Raw genomic sequence first — 24,028 nt, 5'->3', positions numbered from 1 at the left:
TGAGCCCGACCGCCTGATCCATTCAGGCTGAGCGCAATCGGTGTGCGCGCAGCACCGCCGCCATTGGAGTCACACGACCCCCACAGACGCTCTACGCTGCCTATGCGTAGACCACTACGCGGATGGGGCTGGGATGATCGTGACGAGGTGGACCGGCGTCGAGGTTCGTGCACTGCGTCAGGCGGCATTGCGTCGCAGCCAAGAAGAGTTCGCCGCGATGACAGGCTTTTCCGATGCCGTCGTGCGCAAGTGGGAGCGGCGCGGCGCGTCCATCACCCTGACAGGCATGTTCGCGGCCGGCATGGACACTGTGCTGGAGAGTTTGGATGCGCGCCAGCTCGCGCGTTTCCGAATGGAGCTGTCGTCGTCCACCGGCATTGCCGATCACAGGCTGAAGTCGGACACTGAGCAGATCTCGGCAGGGGATCGGGCAGACACCGGTGAGTGGACGGGTCCCCAGATCGGCAGCACACTGGTCGATGGTTCCGTCGCCGAGGCGGAGCCGGCTGTGCCGGAGTCGGGAGGTGATCCTACGGACCGTCGGGATGCCCTGCGTGCGCTGGGAATCACCGGGGTTGCTACCAGCGCGGGTTTACAAGCCTTGGTGTTCGATTCCGCTCGCGAATCGGCGCGTCTGGTCAGCGCTGTCGCACGCCCCGGTATCGATCCTGACAGCCTGCACGATGCAGCCGAAGACCTTCATCGGCTGGCAAGCGAATATGCTCTCGCGCCAGACTTGCCCAGGCTTTTTCGCGCCTTGACCGTGTTACGTGACCAGCTGGCGGCGGCAATGCACCACGCGGGCAAGCCGGCGGATATGCGCGAGCTGTATGCCTTGTTCGCCGCAACCTGCATACTGCTGGCGTCGGTGTCGCACGACCTGGCCGAGCCGCAGGCCGCAATGATCCAGACGCGCGCTGCCACCAGGTTCGCGGTGCTTGCCGGACATCGCAGCCTCGAATCCTGGGTTCGATGCACCCGCGCAATGATCGCCTCGTGGTGGGGCCGGCCTGAACAAGTGCTCAGCGAAGTGCGGAATGCCGCCGACGCACACGGCATCTCTCGGATCAGATTGGCGGGGCTCGGTGCCCGAGCTCACGCTCAGCTCGGCGATCGAACTGCCGCCGTTGCCGCTATGCGCTTGGCCCGCGCGGAACGTGAGCGTGTACCGGATGTCGACAGCCTGACCGATCTGGGTCCGGTTTTCGATTTCTCCCATGCGCGCCAGCATTATTACGACGCCATCACCTACGCGACACTCGGTGAATGGACGCAAGCTCAATCGGAAGCCGAGAGAGTGACCGAGCTTTACGCACCTACGAGGTCACAGGCGTGGCCGACGACGCTGACTCTGGCCCAGACCACTCTCGCCCGCGCGCGGTTGCACAGTGACGGACCGAGTGCTGCCCTGGAAGAACTCGGCTCGGTGTTCACGATTCCGGTAGGTCAGCGCATCCCGCAGGTTGTGACGGCACTGCGCGCACTGAAGACCGATCTGCAAGCCCAGTCGGTCGGCAAGAGGTCGGATAGTCGCACACTGGTCGATGCCGTCGATGCTTTCATCCCGGAATTCGCGCATGGCTGATGACAACCCGCTCGGTATAGCGCATCGTCTGTTGGCACCGCGCATTGCCTACCTGATCGGAACTCGTAGCCGAAGCGGCACGGCGAATCTCATTCCGGTCTCCAATTTGACGTCGGTTTCGACTGATCCGCAGCAGATCGCCCTCGCTGTATACAAGCAATGGGCGACTTACGAAAGCCTGCACAGCGCTGCGGGATTCAGTGTGACCGTGCCAACCATCGAACAATTGGATGGGGTGTGGAAGCTCGGTGCCCGATATTCGAAGTACCCGGCTACCGAGCCAGCCGAAAAGCTCTCCCGCAGTGGGCTGGAGATCGATTACGGATTGTCCGACTACGGGCCCGTGGTGCCTGCCGGTCTCGGGTGGCTGAGCTGTCGCACGATCGCTCGATTGGATCTGGGAGGCGACCACGGGATCATCATCGGGGCAGTCGAGACGGTCTGGTTCAACCCACGCCATCTCAACAGTGACGGCACACCGAAGGATGCCACGCATCCGCTGATGCAACAGACCGGGAATCTGTTCACGACCACGGCCGAAGCGCTGACCTCGGTGCGGTACTTCCAGCGTTGAACGGCAGTTGGTGCTCAGTCGGACACCGCTTCGGCCAGGGTCTCGTCCGGAGATTCGGTCGCGCCGCCGCTCGGCCAGCCGGGGTAGGGCGGCGGCGTGCCGCCGAACGCCGGGCACAGGGGCTTGTAGTCGCAGTACGAGCACAGCCAGCTGGTGTTCGGCTGGAAGTCTCCGGTACGGCCCGCCTCGAGGATGGCCGTCCACAGTGCCGAGAGCGTGCGCTCGAAGCGCAGCAACTCCTGCTCGTCGGGCGCGTAGGTGAGGATCTGCTCGTCGGCCAGGTAAATCAGCCGTAGCTGGGCAGGCACGAGGCCGCGGGTGCGCAGCACCACCAGCGCGTAGAACTTCAGCTGGAACAGCGCCTTGGTCTCTTGCGTGGGCCCCGGCGCACGACCGGTCTTGTAGTCCACGACGCGCAGCGCGCCGGTCGGCGCGATATCGATCCGGTCGACGAACCCGCGCAGCAGCGCGCCGTCGGCGAGTTCGACCTCCACCCGCGCCTCGCGCGATTCCGGCTCGAACCGGGTCGGATCCTCCAGCCGGTAGTAGCGCCGCACCAGCGCGCGAACCTCGCCGAGGAACGCGTCGAGCTGCTCGTCGGCGATCAACTGCGCGACCTCCGCCCGCTCGGCGCGCACCCGCGCCCACACCGCCGGGACCAGGGCGTCGGCGCGCTCGGGCACCCGCTCGGCGGCGGGCAGGCCGTAGAGGTCCTCCAGCACCGCGTGCACCACCGTGCCGCGTACGGCGTGCACGGACGGCTGTTCCGGTATCCGATCGATCGCCCGCAACCGGTATTTGAGCGGGCATTGCTTGAAATCCATTGCCCGCGAGGGCGACAACGCGGGCCGGGTACGGCCCGCCGTCATGTCGGGCTCCGACGTCCGCGCGTCGTCGGCAGGGGGCGTGGACACGGGCGAGCACATACCTGGCAGGCTATCCCGCGGCACCGACACGCCGGTGCGCGACAGCAAGGATTCCAACCAGCGGAACGGAGATTCATGACGGCCAGACGGACCGGGCCATTCACCATCGGTGACCGGGTGCAGCTGACCGATGCCAAAGGGCGCCTGCACACGGTGGTCTTGGAGCCGGGCAAGGAGTTCCACACCCACCGCGGCGGGATCAAGCACGACAGCCTGATCGGCGCCGACGAGGGCAGCGTGGTGCACTCCACCAACGGCACGCCGTACCTCGCGCTGCGTCCGCTGCTGGTCGACTACGTGCTGTCCATGCCGCGCGGCGCAGCGGTGATCTATCCCAAGGACGCCGCGCAGATCGTGCACGAGGGCGACATGTTCCCCGGCGCGCGCGTGCTCGAAGCGGGCGCGGGGTCCGGTGCGCTCACCTGCTCGCTGCTGCGCGCGGTCGGGCCGCAAGGCCAGGTGGTCTCCTACGAGATCCGCGCCGACCATGCCGAGCACGCGGTCCGCAACGTCGAGACGTTCTTCGGTGAACGACCGCCCAATTGGTCGCTGACCATCGGCGATGTGGCCGACTACACCGGAGAGCCCGTCGATCGCGCCGTGCTGGACATGCTGGCGCCCTGGGACGCGCTGCCCGCGGTGTCCGAGGCACTCGTGCCGGGCGGCGTGCTGATCGTCTATGTGGCGACCGTCACCCAGCTGTCCAAGGTGGTCGAGGCGCTGCGCGAGCAGGAGTGCTGGACCGAGCCGCGCTCCTGGGAGTCGCTGGTGCGGCCGTGGCATGTGGTCGGCCTCGCGGTGCGGCCCGAGCATCGCATGCAGGGCCATACCGCTTTCCTGGTCAGCGCCCGTAGGCTCGCCGAGGGCACCGTCACCCCCAAGCCGCAGCGCAGGCCCTCCAAGGGCTGAGCGTGGCCAGGGGGAACGACGACGCGGAACTCCCGGCGCCGGGCGCGCGAAGCTCAGGCGGGGACGCAGGGCGCCTGCGCGAAGCCGAACAGCAGGCAGCCGCTCGCGTCCGACAGCTTCCAGGCGCCGTCGACTTTCTCCCAGGTCAGCGGCACGGCGGGGGCCGCGCCGTGCGGGGAGTTGATGGTCACCTGCGCGTTCGCGGTGTCGCCCTGGGTGGTGATGTCGGCGACGGTGAAGGTGAGCGTGTAGCCCTGCAGGCCCGCGTTCATCTGGTCGATGTTGGCGGTGCGCTTCTCACCGTTGACGATCAGCTTGGACTTCTCCGCGGTGGGTACGTTCGGATCGGCGAGCTTGACCAGCACCGCCTGCAAGGTCTCGGCGGTCGGTGCGCCGGTCGCATGGTCGCCGTGACCGTGGGTATCGGACGCGGCGGCGCTGGTGGTGGCCGAGGTCGACGAGGTCGCCGAGGTCGCGGCATCGGTGGTCGAGTCGTCGTCGGAGCCGCACGCCGCCAACGCGCCGGAGATGGCCAGCGCCGCCGCGGCGGTGGCAAGGGAAACGCGCAGGGTTCGCGTGGGAAGGAGCATGGTCGGGCAACCTTTCGGCTCGGGCGGCCAGCAGGCTCGCCAGGGTCTGGTTAGGGCAGGCTAACATGGTGTCCGGCCGCCGATCGCGGCCCAGATGTGATCACCAAGAAACCATGTCGGAAAGCGAGAACGGGTCGCGCCCGGTAGCGTTGATAGACCGGGACTGGGAGGAGCAGCACATGAGCCCCATCGAGAATTCGGATTCGGCGGCCTGGAGAGAGCTCGAGGCAGTACGCGCCGAGGCGGCTGCACTCCGAAGGCAACTCGCCGACTCGCCGGATCGCGCACGGGAATTGGAAGCCCGCATCGATTCGCTGACCATTCGCAACACGAAGCTGATGGACACCCTCAAGGAAGCGCGCCAGCAGTTGGTCGCGCTGCGTGAGGAGGTCGATCGGCTGGGTCAGCCGCCGAGCGGATACGGCATTCTGATCGGTGTGTACGACGATCAGACGGTCGACGTGTTCACTTCGGGTCGCAAGATGCGGTTGACATGTTCCCCGAACATCGAGACCTCCACGCTCGAATACGGTCAGACCGTCCGTCTCAACGAGGCGCTCACGGTCGTCGAGGCAGGGCGCTACGACGCGGTCGGCGAGATCGGCACCTTGAGGGAGATCCTCGACGACGGACGTCGCGCCCTCGTGGTCGGCCATGCCGACGAGGAGCGTGTGGTGTGGCTGGCCGGCCCGCTCGCCAAGGTCGCCGAGATGGACGACCTCGACGATCCCGATTCCCCCATCCGGAAGCTGCGGCCGGGCGACTCGCTGCTGGTCGACACGAAGGCCGGGTTCGCCTTCGAGCGCATTCCCAAAGCCGAGGTCGAGGACCTCGTGCTGGAAGAGGTGCCCGACGTCGACTACAGCGACATCGGTGGTCTCGGCAGGCAGATCGAGCAGATCCGCGACGCGGTGGAGCTGCCGTTCCTGCACAAGGACCTGTTCCGCGAATACGCGCTGCGTCCGCCGAAGGGTGTGCTGCTCTACGGCCCGCCCGGTTGCGGTAAGACGCTCATCGCCAAGGCGGTGGCCAACTCGCTGGCCAAGAAGATCGCCGAGGCGCGCGGTGAGGATGCCAAGGAAGCCAAGTCGTTCTTCCTGAACATCAAGGGCCCCGAGCTGCTCAACAAGTTCGTCGGCGAGACCGAGCGGCACATCCGGATCATCTTCCAGCGGGCACGCGAGAAGGCGTCCGAGGGCACACCGGTGATCGTGTTCTTCGACGAGATGGACTCGATCTTCCGCACCCGTGGTTCGGGCGTCTCCTCGGACGTGGAGACGACGGTGGTGCCCCAGCTGCTGTCGGAGATCGACGGTGTCGAGGGCTTGGAGAACGTCATCGTGATCGGCGCCTCCAACCGGGAGGACATGATCGATCCCGCGATCCTGCGGCCGGGCCGCTTGGACGTGAAGATCAAGATCGAGCGTCCCGACGCGGAGTCGGCGCAGGACATTTTCTCGAAGTACCTCACCGAGGACCTGCCGTTGCACGACGACGACCTGGCGGAGTTCGGCGGCGACAAGAGCCTGTGCATCAACGCCATGATCGAGCGGGTCGTCGACCGGATGTACGCCGAGAGCGAGGACAACCGCTTCCTGGAGGTCACCTACGCCAACGGTGACAAAGAGGTCCTGTACTTCAAGGACTTCAACTCCGGCGCCATGATCCAGAACATCGTGGACCGCTCCAAGAAGTACGCCATCAAGGCGGTGCTCGACACGGGCAGCCCCGGCCTGCGCATCCAGCATCTCTACGATTCGATCGTGGACGAGTTCTCCGAGAACGAGGACCTGCCCAACACGACGAATCCGGACGACTGGGCACGCATCTCGGGTAAGAAGGGCGAGCGGATCGTCTACATCCGCACGCTGGTCACCGGCAAGAACGCCAGCGCCAGCCGCGCCATCGACACCGAGTCGAACACCGGTCAGTACCTGTAAGGTTCCGCCGGACCACGAGGGCCGCGTCTCCCAGGAGGCGCGGCCCTTCGCTTCGGACTCCGGCTGCAGCGAAGTGAATGTGACCTACGTGGCCGCGCTGGTGGACGTCGTGACGAAAGCGCGGTATGCGGAGGGGCGATCCGGGATCCGCCTCCGTTGACGCGGAGGGCGGGCAAGGATGACCGAAGGGCTGGATGTCCGAAGGCGCCCGGCATATCCGGGGGAGCCGCTGCCGCCGTTCGCCCTCGGCGGTGTAGGCGTGGTGGCGGCACTCGGCGCGCTGGCGCTGCTGGTCTCGATCGGACGGTACGGATTCTTCGGCGACGAGCTGTATTTCGTCGCCGCCGGTCGCAGGCTCGCCGTCGGTTACGCCGACCAAGGGCCGCTGCTGCCTGCGATCGCCCGCTCGATGGATATGCTCGCCCCGAATTCGCTGGTGGCGCTGCGTCTTCCGGCGGTTGTGGTAACCGTCGCGGCCGTAGTGGTGACCGCCCAGATCGCCAGGGAGTTCGGGGGCGCCCGTTGCGCGCAGGTGCTGGCCGCCGCGGGCTACGCCACCTCGCCGTTCCTGCTGGTGCAGGGCAGTCTGCTGGCCACCAACACCATCGACACGGCACTGTGGGTGGTGACGAGCTGGCTGGTGGTCCGCTGGGTCCGCACCCGACGCGACGGCCTGCTACTGGCCTCCGGTCTGGTCACCGCGCTGGATATGCAGGTCAAGTGGTTGATCCCGTTCTTCTGGATCGCGATCGCGGTGGGGGTGGCGGTCTACGGACCGCGTGAGCTGCTGCGCCGCCCGGCCCTGTGGTGGGGCGCCGCGATCGTCGCGCTGACCACCGTGCCCAGCTTGGTGTGGCAGGCGGCGCACGGTTGGCCGCAGCTGCGTCTGGGTGGCGTGGTCGCCGCGGAGCAGGCCACGATCGGCGGTCGGGCCGTCTGGCTGCCGCTGGCCCTCGCCTCCGCCGGATTGATCGGCGGCATGCTGCTGGTCTACGGCGTGTGGACGCTGTTTCGCGCCGAGAGCTGGCGGCCGTACCGTTTTCTCGGACTGCTGCCGCTGGTGCTTGTGGTGATCTTCATCGCGACCAACGGACGTCCGTACTACGCCGCGGGCTGCTACGGGGTGCTGATCGCGGTGGGCGCGGTGCGCTGGACGCAGAACCCGCGGCGCCGACGCGTGCTGCTCACCGTCCCGGTGCTGGCGATGTCCGTCGCACTGCTGGTGTTCTCACTGCCGTTGCGTCCGGAGGCGGAGATCGAGCCGGTCGCCACCCAGGCCCAAGCGGGCCTCGAGATCGCGGTCTACGGGCGATTCGGGTGGTCGGAGCTGGCGGCGGGCACGGCGGCCGCCTACCGGACGCTGCCGGAACCGCAGCGGGCGTCGGCCGTGGTGATCGCGGATTCCTATTGGCAGGCGAGCTCACTGGATATCGATCGCGCGGCATACGGCTTGCCCGCCGTGTACAGCCCGAATCGAGGGTTCGGCTACTTCGGCTCCCCGCCGGACACGGCGACCACGGTGCTGTGGGTGGGCGGTACCGAGGACGACGTGCGGGCGCGCTGCGCCGAGGTGGCCGCGATCGGGCGGGTGGACGCCCGGCTCGGATATCCCGGTGTCACTCGCGGCGTCACCGTCTGGCGCTGCGCGCAACCGCGTGCGCCGTGGTCGCAGGCCTGGCCGGCTATGTTGCGGCTGAACTGATCCATCTCACCACCAGCCCAGGATCGGCGACAGATGCCTGCCGAGCTCCGGTGCGAGCGAGCGCGAATAGCTGGCGGTGAGGTGGTGCTCGTCGTGGTAGATCAAGATGTTGCCCTCGGTGACCGCGCACACGTCGCGTTGACACAGCGCGTCGGACAGGTCCAGCGGGAACACGTTCGGAAACGAGGCGGCGAACTCCAGCGCCGGATTGACCTCGTCCAGCGCGACCGCGCGCGGCATCCCGCAGCTGATCCGGTCGCCCTGCTGGGCGAGGCAATCGATCGCCCGGTACCGAACGCCGTCGCGGCGCAGCCACGGGGTGTCGCGGATGGCGAGCACGTTGAGTCCACGGTCGGCCAGGCGGGTCCACACGTCCAGATACTCGGCCGGCGTCTCGTCGCCCGCGCCGTCACGCGGTCGCGTGGCCGTGGTGAAGACCCACTCCGGACGTTCGACACCCAGGCGATCGATCACCTCGACGGACCAGTCCCGGCAATCCGGGATCGCTTCGCCCTTGTACATCGCCTCCGCCGCCACCGTCAGCGGGCATCCCATCTTCAAGTAGACCTCGACCCGGAAGGCGTGTTCGCGGCCCAGCGCGTCCAGAGCGGGCACCCAGTGCTCGGCGTGCGAGCTGCCGGCCACCGCGACGGTGCGTTCGGCATCTGCGTCCCCATAGGTGCAGGTGATGACGTCGCGGGTGTCCCAATCCGCGATGCAGCCGTCACGGGAGGGGTAGGCGGCGTCCGCGGGCCCTTCGTACACGGTGGGGCGCATGGGGGCTTCGGGCGTGCTCGCTCCGTTGACCAGTGCCTCCGCCCCGGGGTAAGGGTCCGGGTCCAGGAATGCCACCGCCTGCGGCGGGTTCGCTCTGGTCGCCACCTGATGACCGACGGCCGCCGCGAGCACCGCTGCGCCGAGTGCCGCGACCAATCGGCCGGTACGCGTGCTGCGCGCGGGCGTCGCTTGCGCCGACCGGTCCGACCGCATCCGCAACGGCTCCTCGACGAACCGGTTCGTAAGGTGGGCCAGCCCTAGCGACGCCCCGACGACCCCGATGCCCACGACGAGTCCGGCTGTCGCGGCTGCGGTCCGCGCCAGCACGAAGATCAGGATCGGCCAGTGCCAGAGGTACAGCGCGTAGGACAACTCGCCCAAACGCACCGCGGCCGGCGCGGCGAGCAGCCGATTGGGCAGCGGATGCCCGGCGGCGGTCAGGTTGTTGCCCGCCACGATCAACGCCAGCGCGGCGCCGACCGGCACCAGCGCAGCCGGACCGGGGAACCGATCGGCTCCGTCGATCAGCCAACCACAGGTGAGCACCCCCACCGAGCCGAGCACGGCAGCCGCCACCCGCACCAGCCGAGGCGGCGACAGCCAGGGAGCGACGACCGCCAGCAGCGCCCCGGCCGAGAGCTCCCAGGCGCGGGCGAAGCTGTCGTAGTAGTTCCAGCCCTGATGCACCGCGGTGCCGTGCGCGGCGTAGAGGAACGAGGCCACCGCGCCCGCGGCCAGAACCACCGCCAGTGCGGGGCGCAGCGCCGCGGGACCGGCGAAACGCAGGCACAGGCGTGCAGCCGCCGCCACGCCGAGCAGCGCCAGCAGATAGAACTGCATCTGCACCGACATCGACCACAGGTGCTGTAGCGGACTCACCGACGGATCGGCGGCCAGGTAGTCCGACCAGGACAGCGCCAGCTGCCAGTTCTGGTAGTACAGCAGCGACGCCAGCGTCTGCGCCGCCATCTCGCCCCAACGGGTGAACGGGCGCAGCAGCAGGGTCGCCGCGACCACGGCGGCCAGCACCGTCACGAGCGCGGGCAACAACCTGCGGACGAGCCTGCGAGCGGTGGTGACGACGCGGACCGCGCCGGTGGCTTCCGCGCCGCGCAGCAGCGAACCGGTGAAGAAGAACCCGGACAGCACCAGGAACACGTCGACCCCGCCCGAGACGCGACCGAACCAGATGTGAAAGGCCACGACCAGCGCTATCGCCACGCCGCGCAACCCGTCCAGATCGTGCCGGTACTCCTGCGCGTCCTCTCGCAGCGCAGCCGCCGTGGCGGTCGTGTCCGGGCGGAGGAACCGATCCAGCAGTCGGGCCACCGTCACCGGACCCGTACGGCGCGGTCGCTGCGGCAACGGAAGGCGACGGCTCGGTGACGAGGAGAGGTGCGGGACACGTCATTCTCTTATCACGGGCGGCGAAGCACGGTCCAACTCGCCCGATCCGTGTGGTGTGCGCAAACACCCGAGGTATACGGACAATTCGGTCACCCTTCGGGCGGGTGATGACGGTGGGTCGATAGGGTGGAGTCGTGAACGTTGAGGTGACACCCCTGCCCGGTATCGGTGTGCGTAAAGATTTCCCGCTGGCCAATACCCGGCGCCGCATAGGAGTGATCAATCATCGCGACGGCACGATGGACCTGATCGTGAGCAAGCTCGACAACCCCGACGAAACCGAACAGGTGCCCCTGTCGGGGAAGGAAGCGGCCGTGCTGGCCAGCCTGCTGGGCGCCCCGCAGCTGGTCGAGCAGTTGCGTGAGGAGCACCGCCAGTTCACCGGCCTGACCACCCGGCAGCTGTCCATCCCCGACCGATCCCGCTACGACGGGCGCAGGCTGGGCGACACCCAGATACGCACCCGGACGAAGACATCGATCGTCGCCGTGGTGCGCAGCGGACAGCCCATTCCCTCGCCTGGACCGGACTTCACCTTCACCGCCGGGGACGTGCTCGTCGTCGTCGGCACCGTGGAGGGCCTGGAGGCCGCCGCCAAGATCCTGTTAGACGGCTGAGCGGCATGGTGGCACACGAGACCGCGCTCGCGCTGATCCAGCTGGGCGCGGTGTTTTTCGGCCTGGGCCTGCTGGGACGAATCGCCGCCCGCATCGGCATGTCGCCCATCCCGTTGTACCTGATCGGCGGCCTGGTGTTCGGCACCGGCGGCCTGGTCGAGTTGCGGCAGGTCGACGACTTCATCCACCTCGCCAGCGAAATCGGCGTCGTCCTGCTGCTCTTGCTGCTCGGCCTGGAATACAGTGCGCCGGAACTGGTCACGGGCATGCGCCGGTCGTGGGCGGCCGGTGTGGTCGATATCGTGCTCAACGCGACTCCGGGTGTGCTCGTGGCGCTCGGGCTCGGCTGGGGGTTCACCGGCGCGATCGCGATGGCCGGGGTGACCTACATCTCGTCCTCCGGCATCGTCGCGAAAGTGCTCAACGACCTGGGCAGGCTCGGCAACCGGGAGACGCCGGTGATCCTGTCCATCCTGGTGTTCGAAGACTTGGTGATGGCCGGATACCTACCGGTGCTGACGGCGGTGCTGGCCGGTGTCGGCTTCCTGGCCGGGCTGAAGACGCTGGCCATCGCGTTGACGGCGGTCACAGTCGTCCTGATCGTCGCGCTGCGCTACGGCCGCTACGTCTCCGCGATAGTCGACAGCGAGGACCGGGAGATCTTCCTGTTGAAGCTGCTCGGCTCCGCGCTGCTGGTGGCGGGTGTGGCCTCCGCGGTGCAGGTGTCCGCGGCGGTCGGCGCCTTCCTGCTCGGCATCGCGATCTCCGACTCCACCGCGCACAACGCCACCAAGATCCTGGAACCGCTGCGTGATCTGTTCGCCGCGCTGTTCTTCGTGCTGTTCGGCCTGAGCACCGACCCGGCGAGCATTCCGCCGGTGCTGGGCTGGGCGTGCCTGCTGGCGCTGGTCACCACGGCCAGCAAGATCGCCACCGGATGGTGGGCGGCCAAGCGAGCCGGTGCGGGCCGCCTCGGCCGGGCGCGGGCGGGCACCGCACTGGTCGCCCACGGTGAATTCTCGATCGTCATCGCAGGCCTGGCCGTCGCCGCGGGCGCGGTTCCCGCGGAATTCGCCGCCCTCGCCACCACCTACGTGCTGCTGATGGCGGTTCTCGGTCCGATCGCAAGCCGCTTCGTCGAGCCGGTCATGGCGCTGGTGCTGCGACGGCGTGCCGAGGTGTCCTGACCGATTCGTTCAAGACCTCCGGCGGGCGGCCGAGTTGTACTGAGGTCGTCGGGATATCGGTCGTGAGTTCGGAGGTGCGGGCCGTGCAGGCGCACATCAGTGTGATCACTCTCGGTGTGAGCGACCTGGATCGCTCACTGCGGTTCTACCGGCAACTCGGCGTGTCGTTCCCCGGGATCGTCGGTACCGAATTCGTCGGCGACGAGCGGGAACCCGGCGGTTCGGCGGCCATGTTCACCTTCGGGAACGGGCTCATCCTGTCGCTGTACGGGCGTGAGGACCTGGCCAAGGACGCCGGAATCCCGGTGGAGCGGGTCGCGGGCTCACCGGTGAGCCTGGGCTGGTTCCTCGGCAGTCGCGCGGAGGTGGACAGCGCTCTGCAACTCGCGCGCGTGGCGGGCGGCGCCATCGTGCATCCGCCGCGGCAGCGGCCCTGGGGCATCTACGCGGGCTATTTCGCCGATCGGACGGTCACCTCTGGGAAGTCGTGTTCTTCAAGGACCGGGCGAGCTGAGTTCCACGGTGGCGGCGCCGACTCGGCGCCGCCACCGGGCTGGTACGGAAGTCAGTTGCGGACGGCCGCGACCGAATCGAGCACGACATCCACGGCCGGTGCGCCGTCGGCCGACCCGTCCTTGACGCCGGCGGCCGCGATGGAGTCGAGCACGTCCATGCCCGCGGTGACCCTGCCGAACGGCGTGTAACTCGGCGGCAGCGGCGCATCACGGTAGACCAGGAAGAATTGGCTGCCGTTGGTGCCGGGCCCGGCGTTCGCCATGGCGACCGTGCCTGCCGGGTAGGTTGCGCCGGCCAGGTTCTCGTCGGGGAAGAAGTAGCCGGGGCCGCCCATGCCGGTCGCGGTCGGGTCGCCGCACTGCAGGACGAAGATGCCCTCGGTGGTCATCCGGTGGCACTTCGTGTGGTCGAAGAACCGCTCACCGGCCAGGAACACGAACGAGTTGACCGTGCGCGGCGCGCGGGCCGCGTCCAGGGCGATGGTCACGGTGCCACACGTGGTGGCCAGCGTCGCCGTGTATCCGGCGTTGGTGTCGATGCTCATGCCGGGTTCGGCGGGCCACTGCTTGCCGTTCGGCTGCCCCGCAGCCGGTGCGGCGCAACCGGTCGGCCCCTGCTCCCGAGCCGGTGCCGGGGTCGCCGAGACGATACCCGCTGTGGAGGCCACCAGCGTCACACCGACGGCGAGAACCCCGAGGATCCGCAGCGATCGCCACGGTAAACTCCGGCGCCCCGCGCGCCGACCGTCGACGAGTTCTCGTGCTTGCACTTCGCTGCTCACCGCTGGAAATCTCCTTCACTCGGGTTTGCGCACCGGACGATGCAGCGCGAATCATTCCATCTCCCCGATCGTGGTGGGGGAATACGGCTCGATCGACCGGGTGCGCGGTCCGATATGTGGGGCCTCGATGGCTGCAGATCGGCCACAAAATGTTTCCGGCAACTTGTTGGACAACAGTATTTGTTCCCGGTGATGTAGAACGAAGCATGGGAATCGTTCGAGCGGCGCTGGTCCAAACGAACTGGACCGGTGACAAAGAGTCGATGATCAAGGCCCACGAGGACTACGCGCGCCGGGCCGCCGCGCAGGGGGCCACGGTGATCTGCTTCCAGGAGCTGTTCTACGGGCCGTACTTCTGTCAGCAGCAGGACACGGAGTTCTACGAGTACGCCGAGTCCGTCCCGGGGCCGACAACCGAGAGATTCGCCGAACTGGCGGAGCAATTGCGCATGGTGATGATCCTGCCGGTGTACGAGCAGCAGCAGCCGGGTCTGCTGTACAACACGGCGGCGGTGATCGACGCCGACGGCAGCTATCTCGGCAAGTACCGCAAACATCACCTCCCGCACGTCCACGGGTTCTGGGAGAAGTTCTACTTCCGGCCGGGCAACCTGGGCTGGCCGGTTTTCGACACCGCGGTCGGCAAAGTCGGCGTCTACATCTGCTACGACCGGCACTTCCCGGAGGGTTGGCGCGCGCTGGGCCTCGCGGGCGCCGAGATCGTGTTCAACCCGTCGGCCACCTCGCGGGGCCTGTCCGGCTACCTCTGGAAACTGGAGCAGCCGGCCGCCGCGGTGGCCAACGAGTATTTCATCGGCGCCATCAACCGGGTCGGCGTCGAGGAGTACGGCGACGACGACTTCTACGGCACCAGCTATTTCGCCGACCCCGAAGGCAGATTCGTCGGCGACGTCGCCTCCGATATCGACCCCGAACTGGTCGTCCGCGATCTGGATATGGACTTGATCAAGGTGGTGCGCGACCGCTGGGCGTTCTACCGCGACCGCCGCCCCGACGCCTATGGGCCGCTGGTGGCCCCCTGAGAAGGGGGAGAAGGAGATGGCGCGCACTTTCATCCACGGCGGCACGGTGGTCTGCGCCACCGGAGCCCAACCGCTCGACGTGCTCGTCGACGGCGAGAGCATCGCCGCCGTTCTCCAGCCGGGTTCCACCGCGCTGGGCGCGGACCTCGCCGCGTCCGCCGATCGGGTATTCGACGCGACCGGCAGATACGTGATCCCCGGCGGGGTGGACGGCCACACCCACATGCAAATGCCCTTCGGGGGGACCGAAGCCTCCGACACCTTCGAGACAGGCACCCGTGCCGCCGCGTGGGGTGGCACCACCACGATCATCGACTTCGCCGTCCAGAAGCCGGGGGAGCGCGTCCAGGAGACCCTGGCCGCCTGGCACCACAAGGCGGCCGGACAGTGCGCGATCGACTACGGGTTCCACCAGATCATCGGCGAAGTCGACGACGAGTCCCTGAAGGGGATGAGCGAATTGGTGGCAGAGGGCGTCACCAGCTTCAAGCTGTTCATGGCCTACCCGGGTGTCTTCTACTCCACCGACGGCCAGATATTGCGCGCCATGCAGTCGGCGGCGGAGCTGGGTGCGCTGGTGATGATGCACGCCGAGAACGGCATCGCCATCGATGTGCTGGTCGAGCAAGCGCTCGCGCGCGGGGAGACCGCACCGTACTTCCACGGCACGACCAGGCCGTGGCAGCTGGAGGAGGAGGCGACCCACCGCGCGATCATGCTGGCCGAGCTGACCGGCGTGCCGCTGTATGTCGTGCACGTATCGGCCGAGCAGGCACTGGCGCAGATCGCCGCCGCCCGCGACGCCGGACGCAACGTCTTCGGCGAGACCTGCCCGCAGTACCTGTACCTCTCGCTCGAAGAGCAGCTCGGCGCACCCGGTTTCGAAGGCGCCAAATGGGTGTGTTCCACCCCGCTGCGGTCGAAAGCCGAAGGGCATCAGGACGAGTTGTGGCGCTATATACGCACCGGTGACGTCACGACGGTCGGCACCGACCACTGTCCGTTCTGCATGAAGGACCAGAAGGACATGGGCTTCGGCGACTTCAGCAAGATCCCCAACGGCATCGGCGGCGTGGAGCATCGGATGGACCTGATGTTCCAGGGCGTCCGATCCGGCCGGATCTCGCTGGAACGATGGGTCGAGGTCTGCTGCACCACGCCGGCCCGGATGTTCGGCATGTACCCGCGCAAAGGGGTGATCAGCCCGGGCGCGGACGCCGACATCGTGATCTACGACCCGGGCGGCCACACCAGCATCGGTCTCGGCAAGACACATCACATGAACATGGACTATTCGGCCTACGAGGGCTTCGAGATCGACGGACACGTCGACACGGTGCTGTCGCGGGGCCGTGTGGTCGTCGATGACGGCGTCTACCTCGGTTACGCGGGGCACGGCCGGTTCGTCGAGCGCGCACTGTCACAGAACCTGATCTGACGCCGCATCTCGATCCTCGGAACGGAGAGTGCCGAATGGACATCGGTCTGGTGCTGCAATGCACGCCCCCTGCCTCGCGCGTGATCGAACTGGCCAGGCTGGCGGAGACATACGGGTTCTCGCACGTCTGGACGTTCGACTCGCATCTGCTCTGGCAGGAGCCCTACGTCATCCACAGCCAGATCCTGGCGGCCACGCGCAAGGTCATGGTCGGTCCGATGGTGACCAATCCGTCCACCCGGGACTGGACGGTGACCGCGTCGACCTTCGCCACGCTGAACGAGATGTTCGGTAATCGCACGCTGTGCGGGATCGGCCGCGGGGATTCGGCTGTGCGCACCCAGGGCGGGAACCCGGCCACTCTCGCCACCCTGCGACAGGCGGTCGAGGTGATCCGGGAGCTGGGTAACGGACGCAGCGCGCGCGTGGGCGACACTCTGGTCCGCTTGCCGTGGGCGACCGGCTCGCGGCTGGAGGTGTGGGTGGCGGGCTACGGACCACGCGCCCTCGACCTGACCGGCGCGGTGGCGGACGGTTTCATCCTGCAACTGGCCGACCCGGACATCACCGCCTGGACGATCGCGCGGGTGCGGGCGGCGGCCGAGCGCGCAGGAAGGGACCCGGCGGCGATCCGGATGTGCGTGGCCGCACCCGCGTACGTCACCGACGGGACGGACGCGGCGCTCGCGCACGCGCGGCAGCAGTGCCGATGGTTCGGCGGAATGGTCGGCAACCACGTGGCGGAGATCGTCACGAAATACGGTACGGCGGGCGACATCCCGGCCGCACTCACCGACTACGTCGAAGGCAGGCGGGGCTACGACTACACCCAGCACGGACGCGCGGGCAACGTCCACGCCGAGTATGTGCCCGATGCCATCGTGGACCGCTTCTGCCTGCTGGGCACGCCCGACGAGCACCTGTCCCGGTTGCGGGAGCTGGCGGGGCTCGGCGTGGACCAATTCGCTGTCTACCTCCAGCACGACGCGAAGACGACGACCCTGGAGGCGTACGGTGAATCGGTGCTGCCTCGTCTCGCCCCTTTCCTGACCGCCGCCCGATCGACAGGGTAGCGATGGTCGGATCTGGCCGCAGTAACCCGTCGATGGCTCTCATAGCGGCCGAAAGGTGCGCTCTTCGCCGGAAACCGCTGCCATGCCGATAACCTCGCCCAGCACCGCGCGCACAGTGGCGACCTGGTCCCCGCCTACCCTGGCGATCAGCTCGCGCTCGTAGGCGGCGTGGAATTCGCGCACCGCGACCAGTAGGTCGCGCCCTCGGGCGGACAGGTGCAGCAACTTGGCCCGCTTGTCGGCCGGATCCGGGCGCCGCTCCACGTACCCGCGCCGCACCATTTCGTCGACGACCTTGGCCGCGCCCTGCGCGCTGATACCGAGCCCCTCAGCCAGTTGACTTGCAGTGCGGGCGTTCTCGGCCAGCGAACGCAGGACGTAGCCGTAGACGCACCGAGTCCGCGATAGCCGCGCTCATGGTTGAAGATTAGGAGACACGCATGCCACACCTCACCGCCGACAGCGCGCCACGCTTCGAGAACGACCACGCGATATTCATCGGCCTGGCCGCACCCAGCCGCGGCTCCACCGAGAACAGCGCCTGGCGACTGACCCTGAAGCCCGGCATCGACGCTCCCGCACACGCCCTGGACCGCGAGGAGATCTTCATCGCGCTGTCCGGAACGATGACCGTCACCATGGGCGACGAAACCTTCACCGTCACAGCCGGAGACGCACTAATCGTGCCCGCATACCAACAGTTCGCAATGTCCACGCCCAGTGATGAACCCTTCGAGGCAATCGTCGTATTACCCGTGGCGGACAGGGACTCATCCCCGGCCCCCCATCGTCGCCCCCTGGGCCCGCTGACCCCCATAGAAATCCAACCCGTCCCCGATTCGCGGTTCAGAGCGAGGTTTTCTTCGCCCGGAGGATCGGCATAGCCAGCGACGATCGGCGGCGACCAGAGGGAGTGTCGGATTGCCGGTGGATCCGACCTCGGTAAGGGGTAGGCATGCTCGGCTCATCGGACCGAGATCAGATCCACCGGAGTTCCGACACTCTCATTCCTCGCTGAATGAGTCTCGGCCGCGCAGGTAGTCATCGTCACAGCTGGCCATCGCGGCGATCCCCGAGATCGCGCTCATATGCGCACCGTGCGACAGACCGCGCAGGGATGGTCCCGCTGAGCCCGATACATCTGGTCAGCGGTCGAATTCGAGCCGTTCCCAGCTCAGTGCTGTTCGCCAGTCTCCGCGCTGGAATGCCCAGTCCTGGACGGCGTTCACCACGGTGTCGAATGCGGGAGAGAAGGCGCTGTCCCACGGAGCGTCGTCGCTGACGGTGGCACGGAAATGCGCATCCGGTCCTCCGTCGCGAAATTCGACGATATAGCCGTGCCCCTGCTCTGGATCCACTTGTTCATCGAGGTGAACCTGAATGTAGTAGTCGCCGGGTTGGGGGCCGTCGAGCCGGTCGACGATCACGAAGGGCGCACTCAGGTTCATGTCCGCGAGGATGTCGTGCAGCTGCGTCTCGGATGGATTCTCGACCGTCCGGTAGGAATCTGTCGCTACGACTCTCGGCGATGCGGTCTGGTCTCGAGTCACTCGAGCAGAGTACGGGGTGTGTCCAGCATCAGTCGAACCACGACATAGTGGCGCACCTGGCCTATGCGGAGTTTCACTGGATAACACTCATAACCCCTGCCACTGCCGAGAGAACACCCATCACGGCGGCCGCGGCCGGCTTTATTCTCGGATCGTTCGCCCGCAGATGGCACACCACTGCTCCGATGGTCAGCCCGACCAACCCTATTGCAGAAACGATTGCCAGTGGTTTCAATGCCAACCCGCCCATCAGGCCCGCGCCACCACACACCTCCAGCGCGCCGATTACCCGGTAAGCCCAGTAGGGGAAGCCAAATCGCGCCGCATCGTCCCTCATCACTTGGAAGCCCACTAGCTTGGCCACGCCTGCCCCCATAAAACTAACCCCCAGCAGCACGATCACTATGACGACCACCTTTACCTACCTTCCGCATGAGGTCTTGATTCGAACGAATTGAGTTTTACCGCTGCTGCCCAGTCCACCAGCGTTCACCAGGACTCTGCTGGCTGTGGGAACGAATCTTGCAGGGGCTGACCGACGGCGTAGGGCGAGGTCGGTTCAGCGTTGAGTTGTGCTGGAGTGAACCCGCCGGTCTGGGCGTACCGGCGGGAGATCTCCCGGAGTTCGTCTATCGAGATCACGTCCTCGACCGCGGTGAAGCCGCCAGGGGCGCGCCGGTGCACGAGGTCGATCGCCTGCTCCGGCCCCATCCTTCGGTTCGCTGCCTGGACCCCGGTCATCTTAGGTCTGCGATCGGCCTCGAACGCCGCCAGCGCCTCACCAGGGTCATCCAAGGTGGCGAGGTAGTACGCGACCGCGCGACCGTCCACGATCGCCTGCGTCGCCCCGTTCGAGCCGACCGGATACATGGGGTGCGCGGCGTCACCGAGCAGGACAACATGGCCGAATGCCCACCGTGGCAGGGGATCCCGGTCCAGCATCGGGTACTCGAGGATGTCCACCGCCTCGGAGATCAGCGCCGGGATGTCCAGCCACGGCTGCGCCCAGCTACTGTAGTGGCGTAGCACGTGGGCGCGTCGCTCGGCGGAATTGGTTCCCCCTGGCGGCAGGGCCGTGGATGGCAGGCCGGTCACCCAGTTGATCAATGAGGGGCTGCCTGAGCTGGCCGGAGGGACGATCGGATAGACCACAATCTTCTGCTGGTCGTCGCCGATGACGATCATCGACCGTCCAGACAGGTATGGCTCGGCCCAAGTGGTCCCTCGCCACATCACGAGACCGTTGCCGCAAGGCTCGCCCTCTGCTGGATAGAGGGCGGCGCGAACCGTCGAGTGCAGGCCATCCGCGCCGATGAGGACATCGGCCTCGTGGACGCTGCTGCCGCCGGCCGCTGGGTGCTGAAGCGCCACCTTCACGCGGTCAGCGCCACGCGGCTCGAAGCCGACAACCCGCGCGTCAGTCACCAACGAATCCTGGCCCAGCCTGTGCACCACCGCGGCCGCCAGCGTTTGCTGCAGGTGACCGCGGTGCACGGACAGCTGCGGCCACCGGTGCCCGGCTGCGACTCCGCGTGGCTCCCGCCAGATGAGGCTGCCGCAACGGTGGTACAGCGAGAAGTCCAGCGTTTTCACCGCGCGGCGGGAGACCGCATCGAACACGCCGAGCCCAGTCAGCTCGCGGACCGCGTTCGGCAGGATATTGAGGCCGACACCTATCGGCTGGATGGAGGGCACCGCCTCGACCACCACGACGTTGGTGAACCCGGCCGCGTGCAACGACAGGGCCGCGCTGAGGCCACCGATCCCGGCCCCGGCGATGACAATTCGGAGATCGCTATCCACCTGAGCCGTCCTTACCGCCGTTGGCGACCCCCTGCAGTCGCGTCGGCCCGCTTGCCCCGCGGCCGTCGGCCCGCGCGACCAGCCACGCGTTCTCCCGGGTGAGATCAAGGATCTGGCGCAGCAGTTCAATGCTCCCGTTGCCACTACCCAGCTCGTACAACCGAATCTCGTCGCGGTAGGCCTTGCGTGCGATCGTCAAGTGCTTGCCGCGGAACAGCGTCAGCGCGCGAAGTGTCATGGACAGCGCCACCGCCGCATCCCGCAGCGCGGGTGGAGGCTCATGCGGGGCCACCGACTGCAACGCTTGGGTGACCTTGGTGACCACCGACGGCGAGCGTCGCCAGGCGTCCACCAACGACCGCCACTGCGGCAGCGTGTGCTGGGCGGCTTCGTCGATGAAGTCGTCGTACGTCAGCGCGCTGTGGTCGGAGGCCCAGACCAACAGATCGACGAGGAACAGCGGGACATGCGCCGCTGCAGGCCCGAGGAATGTCATCTCCGCAACGGTGACCTCCTCGAAGTAGGGCCGCATCTCGCGGGCGAAGAACTCCGGCGTGACTTTCTCCACCACCATGCTGATCGCTTTGTCGAAACAGCCGATATTCTCCGCGATGCTGGCCAGTAGTGCCGGGAATGCAGCATCATCCGGTTCCAGCGCGGCCAGCCGGACGCACTGGTCGACGGCGTCGCCGAGGTGCGGCATCGACATCCGCGGCCCGTTCATGAGGAATCCCTCTTGGGGATCGCCGGTGTACATCCGCTGGCGGCCGTCGGTCGGGTTCCACTCGGTGTAGTGGTGCACGGTGTCTCTCGGAATCATGTCGGTGCGCCGGCCCAGCGCCACCAACACCGGTTCGACCTCGGGCACCGCCTCGACGGGCTGGACGCCGTGGCGTTTCAACGAGCCGAGGAACAGGCCGAGGTCGCGCATCGCGCCCAGCGCCTGCTCCAAGGAGAACGAGGCGACCAGGCCCATATCCGGGACCAACTCCCGCAGCCGCGCGGCCAGGGCCAGCACGTCGGCCGAGGCGTTCATCGCCGGAAGGCTAGGGCAGAACTCGTCAGCGTGCAGCGGGTCCAGCGCGCTGATCACTGTGCAGTCGACGGTGCCTGCCTGGTTGGGTAACCGGGTGAACGGCATGAGTGCGCCTCCTTACTTGGCATGCAACTGGCGCAAGTACTCATAGGTAGACGGCAGGGTCCGCAACAGCTCCTGCTGTGTCTGCTTGATCTCGGCGAACACCGGTTCCGCGGAGGCGGTGTCGTCCGGGCGGTAGGCCAGGGCCGGCACCGGATGGTCCGGCACGAGGCCGAGCCCGGCGAAAATGCAGTAGTAGCTGCTGTTGGTCCAGTAGTTGCGGAACTCGGCCTCGAAGTTGGCGTAGTACGTCTGCTCGTCGGTGACCGGCATATTCACCGCCAGCCCTGCCCGGTACATCGCGATCTTCTCGGTGATGTCGTCGGCGAGCTCCAGCTCCTTGCAGGCCTTCCAGAACGGGGTGTCCTCGCGCGGGGCGAAAGTGAAGTGCGCCTGGATGAAGTCCCGGGAGTCGTCGAACATCGTCTCGATCTCCCGGTTGAACCGGTTGACCAGGACCTGGTCGAACCGCCGGTCGGGGAAGTGCTTGGCCAGCTGGTAGAGCGAGGCGGTGATGAAGTAGATGCCCGTGGACTCCAACGGCTCGAGGAAGCAGCCGGACAGGCCGATACTGACGCAGTTTTTCACCCAGGCGCGGCGGTTGCGGCCGACGCGGAAGCGGATCTGGTTGAGCGGCTGCTCTGCCGGGTCGAGGTTCCACATGCGGCAGAACTCCTCGGTGGCGTCGTCCTGGTTCTGGAACCGGCTGGAGTACACATACCCGGTGCCGAACCGGCCCAACATGGGAATCTTCCAGGTCCACCCTGACGACATAGCGATCGCTGAGGTGTAGGGCTCGATGCCGTTCGCGGCATCGTCATGCGGCACAGCAGTGGCCACTGCGCTGTCGTTCAGCAGGTGCTCGCTCATGTCCAGGAACGGCTCCCGCATCGCCTGATTGATCAGCAGGCCGCGGAACCCTGAGCAGTCGATGAACAGATCGCCTTCGAGCACCCGACCGGACTTGGTCTTCAGGGCCGAGATATAGCCACGTTGGTCGAAGACCACCTCGGTCATCTCGTCCTGGACGTGCACTGCTCCCTGCTTGTTCACTGCGAACCGGCGCAGGAAGTCGGCGACCAGGTTGGCGTCGAAGTGCCACGCGTAGTTCGTCCACCGCGAACCGTCGACGTGGCGGGGAGCCAGGTTCTTGTCCAGAATCGGCGGCTCGCGGTAGCAGGCGTAGTCGAAGGGTTCGTCGGTCTGGCCGGCCAGCTTCTTGTTCACCCAGTAGTGCGACAATGGCAAGTTGGCGTGGTTGGGCAGCAATCCGAACAGGTGGTAGTAATGATCAGTGGCGTCGCGGAAGCGCCGCCCGGTCGCCTCGCCGACACCCGGAGTGCGCCAGTTGATGAATTTGATGCCCATCTTGAAGCTGGCGTTGCACTCACGCATCCAGTCTTCCTCCGTCAACCCGAGAAAATCGAAGAACGTCTTATGCAGGTTGGGTACTGTTGCCTCGCCGACCCCGATCTTGGGGATGGCCGGGGCCTCGAGGACTGTGATGGATACTTCGTCGCCGAGTGCCTTGCCGAGATAGGATGCGGTCATCCATCCGGCAGTCCCGCCGCCGAGTACAACAACTTTATTGATACGGTTATCGTTCATTTGAGTGTTCCTCATTGAGCATCGAAATAAGGTAGCTATGAATAGATGGCGAACCGAAAATAAAAGATAATACTTCTAGTAGGTAGGTAGCCTGTGACCCTGCCCTTGTGACCAGGCGAACTCACGTTTTTATTCAATAGTTCTGTTCGATAGTTCGCAGTCGTGCACATTCTGGTTGCAGGTAGTTCCATTGGCCTCCATCTCCGGCCAGAAGCGGTACTGGCCCAGTCCGTAAAGCAACGGCTCGAGACCAGAGTTCCGGGTGATACTGAGCGTTTCGCCGAAGACGACGGTGTGGTCACCGACCGTGGCGGTGTGGATGACACGGCACTCGGCGATAGCATGCGCGTCGCGGCTCAGACGTGGACTACCGTTCACGGACGATTGCTCCCAGTAGATGAGGTCGAACCGGTTCGGCGCGCCGGAAGCGAACAACTCGGCAGCCGATTGTGCGGCGCTGTGAAGCAGGTTCACGGAGAAGGTGCCACTGCTCACGACCGCCTCGAGCGTAGGGCTCCCGTCGCGCAGGCAGACCAGTAACGTTGGCGGGCGCAGAGTCACGCTGCTCACCGACGTGCAGGTCATACCGCGTGGTGCGCCCGAGACATCAGTGGCAGTGACGATCGAGACTCCGGTGGGAAAGCCGCGCATCATGGCCCGAAACCCCTCGGCTGTCATGTGCCGTATATCGCCGGTTGCCGTGATCGATTCGGTCATGACGGGAAGGTCTCCAACTTGACGAGGTGCGTCGTGGGTTGCCGACGCGACGCACGGTCCGCAAACGGGGTAGCCGGGCGTACACGGCGCTCATACCGTGGTGTTCGCCACGGCGTGTATATGTGGTTGAATGCGGCAGGCAATTTT

At 66.7% G+C, this 24,028-nt stretch carries 22 protein-coding genes and 1 pseudogene; 12 read left to right on the top strand and 11 right to left on the bottom strand.

Annotated features, from left to right (window positions below; translation table 11 throughout):
• The first annotated feature begins 133 nt into the window (after positions 1-133).
• Complete coding sequence (locus M8859_RS06790) at positions 134-1,585, top strand: helix-turn-helix domain-containing protein (RefSeq protein ID WP_195071394.1); 1,452 nt, start codon at positions 134-136, stop codon at positions 1,583-1,585.
• Positions 1,578-2,159 carry a flavin reductase family protein gene (locus M8859_RS06785; RefSeq protein WP_249643995.1) on the top strand — a complete coding sequence of 194 codons (582 nt, stop codon included), beginning with the start codon at positions 1,578-1,580 and terminating at the stop codon, positions 2,157-2,159. The genes M8859_RS06790 and M8859_RS06785 overlap by 8 nt, the downstream gene beginning before the upstream one ends.
• Positions 2,160-2,173: 14 nt before the next feature.
• Here the strand turns inward: M8859_RS06785 and M8859_RS06780 are convergent, their stop codons facing one another.
• A complete protein-coding gene (locus tag M8859_RS06780) occupies positions 2,174-3,085 on the bottom strand; it encodes a RecB family exonuclease (protein WP_372492866.1) in 912 nt (303 codons plus the stop codon).
• Positions 3,086-3,160: 75 nt separating this feature from the next.
• On the opposite strand from M8859_RS06780, the gene M8859_RS06775 reads away from it, so the two are divergent.
• Positions 3,161-3,994: a tRNA (adenine-N1)-methyltransferase gene (locus M8859_RS06775; RefSeq protein WP_159925514.1), complete on the top strand. Its 834-nt coding sequence runs from the start codon at positions 3,161-3,163 to the stop codon at positions 3,992-3,994.
• A gap of 53 nt (positions 3,995-4,047) precedes the next feature.
• Here M8859_RS06775 and M8859_RS06770 read toward each other — a convergent pair whose 3' ends face one another.
• Positions 4,048-4,584: a WKL family lipoprotein gene (locus M8859_RS06770; protein ID WP_195071398.1), complete on the bottom strand. Its 537-nt coding sequence runs from the start codon at positions 4,582-4,584 to the stop codon at positions 4,048-4,050.
• 179 nt (positions 4,585-4,763) lie between these two features.
• Here M8859_RS06770 and arc point away from each other — a divergent pair, with 179 nt between their 5' ends.
• Together arc and M8859_RS06760 are read left to right on the top strand one after the other, a co-directional pair.
• Entirely contained in the window at positions 4,764-6,524 is a 1,761-nt protein-coding gene (arc, locus tag M8859_RS06765) for a proteasome ATPase (RefSeq protein ID WP_159925510.1), read from the top strand.
• A gap of 178 nt (positions 6,525-6,702) precedes the next feature.
• A complete protein-coding gene (locus M8859_RS06760) occupies positions 6,703-8,226 on the top strand; it encodes an ArnT family glycosyltransferase (protein ID WP_195071399.1) in 1,524 nt (507 codons plus the stop codon).
• Positions 8,227-8,232: 6 nt separating this feature from the next.
• Here the strand turns inward: M8859_RS06760 and M8859_RS06755 are convergent, their stop codons facing one another.
• The gene (locus M8859_RS06755; protein ID WP_321212607.1) at positions 8,233-10,338 is read right to left on the bottom strand and encodes an acyltransferase family protein; all 2,106 of its coding nucleotides are present in this window, start codon (positions 10,336-10,338) and stop codon (positions 8,233-8,235) included.
• A gap of 206 nt (positions 10,339-10,544) precedes the next feature.
• Between M8859_RS06755 and M8859_RS06750 the strand changes: the two genes are divergently transcribed.
• The 3 genes and pseudogenes from M8859_RS06750 to M8859_RS37565 all read left to right on the top strand — a co-directional run.
• On the top strand, positions 10,545-11,027 hold the full coding sequence (locus M8859_RS06750; RefSeq protein ID WP_159925506.1) for a cation:proton antiporter regulatory subunit: 483 nt from the start codon (positions 10,545-10,547) through the stop codon (positions 11,025-11,027).
• A 5-nt stretch (positions 11,028-11,032) separates the two neighbouring features.
• On the top strand, positions 11,033-12,214 hold the full coding sequence (locus tag M8859_RS06745) for a cation:proton antiporter (RefSeq protein ID WP_159925504.1): 1,182 nt from the start codon (positions 11,033-11,035) through the stop codon (positions 12,212-12,214).
• Between the two features lie 62 nt (positions 12,215-12,276).
• Positions 12,277-12,669, top strand: a pseudogene (locus M8859_RS37565) (VOC family protein); the annotation flags it as partial.
• A gap of 110 nt (positions 12,670-12,779) precedes the next feature.
• Here M8859_RS37565 and M8859_RS06740 read toward each other — a convergent pair.
• Positions 12,780-13,511, bottom strand: a complete 732-nt coding sequence (locus M8859_RS06740; RefSeq protein ID WP_236565496.1) for a peptidylprolyl isomerase — start codon at positions 13,509-13,511, stop codon at positions 12,780-12,782.
• Between the two features lie 206 nt (positions 13,512-13,717).
• Here M8859_RS06740 and M8859_RS06735 point away from each other — a divergent pair, with 206 nt between their 5' ends.
• Genes M8859_RS06735 through M8859_RS06725 form a run of 3 tightly spaced genes read left to right on the top strand, consistent with a single transcriptional unit; the run spans position 13,718 to position 17,065 of the window.
• Positions 13,718-14,554, top strand: a complete 837-nt coding sequence (locus M8859_RS06735) for a nitrilase-related carbon-nitrogen hydrolase (protein WP_159925502.1) — start codon at positions 13,718-13,720, stop codon at positions 14,552-14,554.
• A 16-nt stretch (positions 14,555-14,570) separates the two neighbouring features.
• Complete coding sequence (gene hydA / locus M8859_RS06730; RefSeq protein WP_249643994.1) at positions 14,571-15,992, top strand: dihydropyrimidinase; 1,422 nt, start codon at positions 14,571-14,573, stop codon at positions 15,990-15,992.
• A gap of 35 nt (positions 15,993-16,027) precedes the next feature.
• Complete coding sequence (locus M8859_RS06725) at positions 16,028-17,065, top strand: TIGR03842 family LLM class F420-dependent oxidoreductase (protein ID WP_159925498.1); 1,038 nt, start codon at positions 16,028-16,030, stop codon at positions 17,063-17,065.
• Positions 17,066-17,104: 39 nt separating this feature from the next.
• Here the strand turns inward: M8859_RS06725 and M8859_RS06720 are convergent, their stop codons facing one another.
• On the bottom strand, positions 17,105-17,440 hold the full coding sequence (locus tag M8859_RS06720) for a MarR family winged helix-turn-helix transcriptional regulator (RefSeq protein WP_372492878.1): 336 nt from the start codon (positions 17,438-17,440) through the stop codon (positions 17,105-17,107).
• Between the two features lie 65 nt (positions 17,441-17,505).
• On the opposite strand from M8859_RS06720, the gene M8859_RS06715 reads away from it, so the two are divergent.
• Positions 17,506-17,949: a cupin domain-containing protein gene (locus M8859_RS06715; protein WP_236565495.1), complete on the top strand. Its 444-nt coding sequence runs from the start codon at positions 17,506-17,508 to the stop codon at positions 17,947-17,949.
• Between the two features lie 261 nt (positions 17,950-18,210).
• Here the strand turns inward: M8859_RS06715 and M8859_RS06710 are convergent, their stop codons facing one another.
• The 6 genes from M8859_RS06710 to M8859_RS06685 all read right to left on the bottom strand — a co-directional run bounded on the left by M8859_RS06710 (position 18,211) and on the right by M8859_RS06685 (position 23,881).
• A complete protein-coding gene (locus M8859_RS06710; protein WP_249643993.1) occupies positions 18,211-18,615 on the bottom strand; it encodes a hypothetical protein in 405 nt (134 codons plus the stop codon).
• 73 nt (positions 18,616-18,688) lie between these two features.
• Positions 18,689-19,018 carry a DoxX family protein gene (locus tag M8859_RS06705; protein WP_201295241.1) on the bottom strand — a complete coding sequence of 110 codons (330 nt, stop codon included), beginning with the start codon at positions 19,016-19,018 and terminating at the stop codon, positions 18,689-18,691.
• 86 nt (positions 19,019-19,104) lie between these two features.
• Positions 19,105-20,418 (bottom strand): flavin-dependent oxidoreductase, encoded by a 1,314-nt coding sequence (locus tag M8859_RS06700; RefSeq protein WP_195072382.1) that lies wholly within the window; start codon positions 20,416-20,418, stop codon positions 19,105-19,107.
• Entirely contained in the window at positions 20,411-21,559 is a 1,149-nt protein-coding gene (locus M8859_RS06695) for a monodechloroaminopyrrolnitrin synthase PrnB family protein (RefSeq protein WP_159925490.1), read from the bottom strand. Before M8859_RS06695 ends, M8859_RS06700 begins: the two co-directional genes overlap by 8 nt.
• Before the next feature lie 12 nt (positions 21,560-21,571).
• A complete protein-coding gene (locus tag M8859_RS06690; RefSeq protein ID WP_159925488.1) occupies positions 21,572-23,164 on the bottom strand; it encodes a tryptophan halogenase family protein in 1,593 nt (530 codons plus the stop codon).
• Positions 23,165-23,293: 129 nt separating this feature from the next.
• A complete protein-coding gene (locus tag M8859_RS06685) occupies positions 23,294-23,881 on the bottom strand; it encodes a flavin reductase family protein (protein WP_201295240.1) in 588 nt (195 codons plus the stop codon).
• Between the last annotated feature and the right edge of the window lie 147 nt (positions 23,882-24,028).

Source organism: Nocardia sputi, from assembly GCF_023501985.1.
This window is presented reverse-complemented; position numbering and strand designations above follow the sequence as displayed.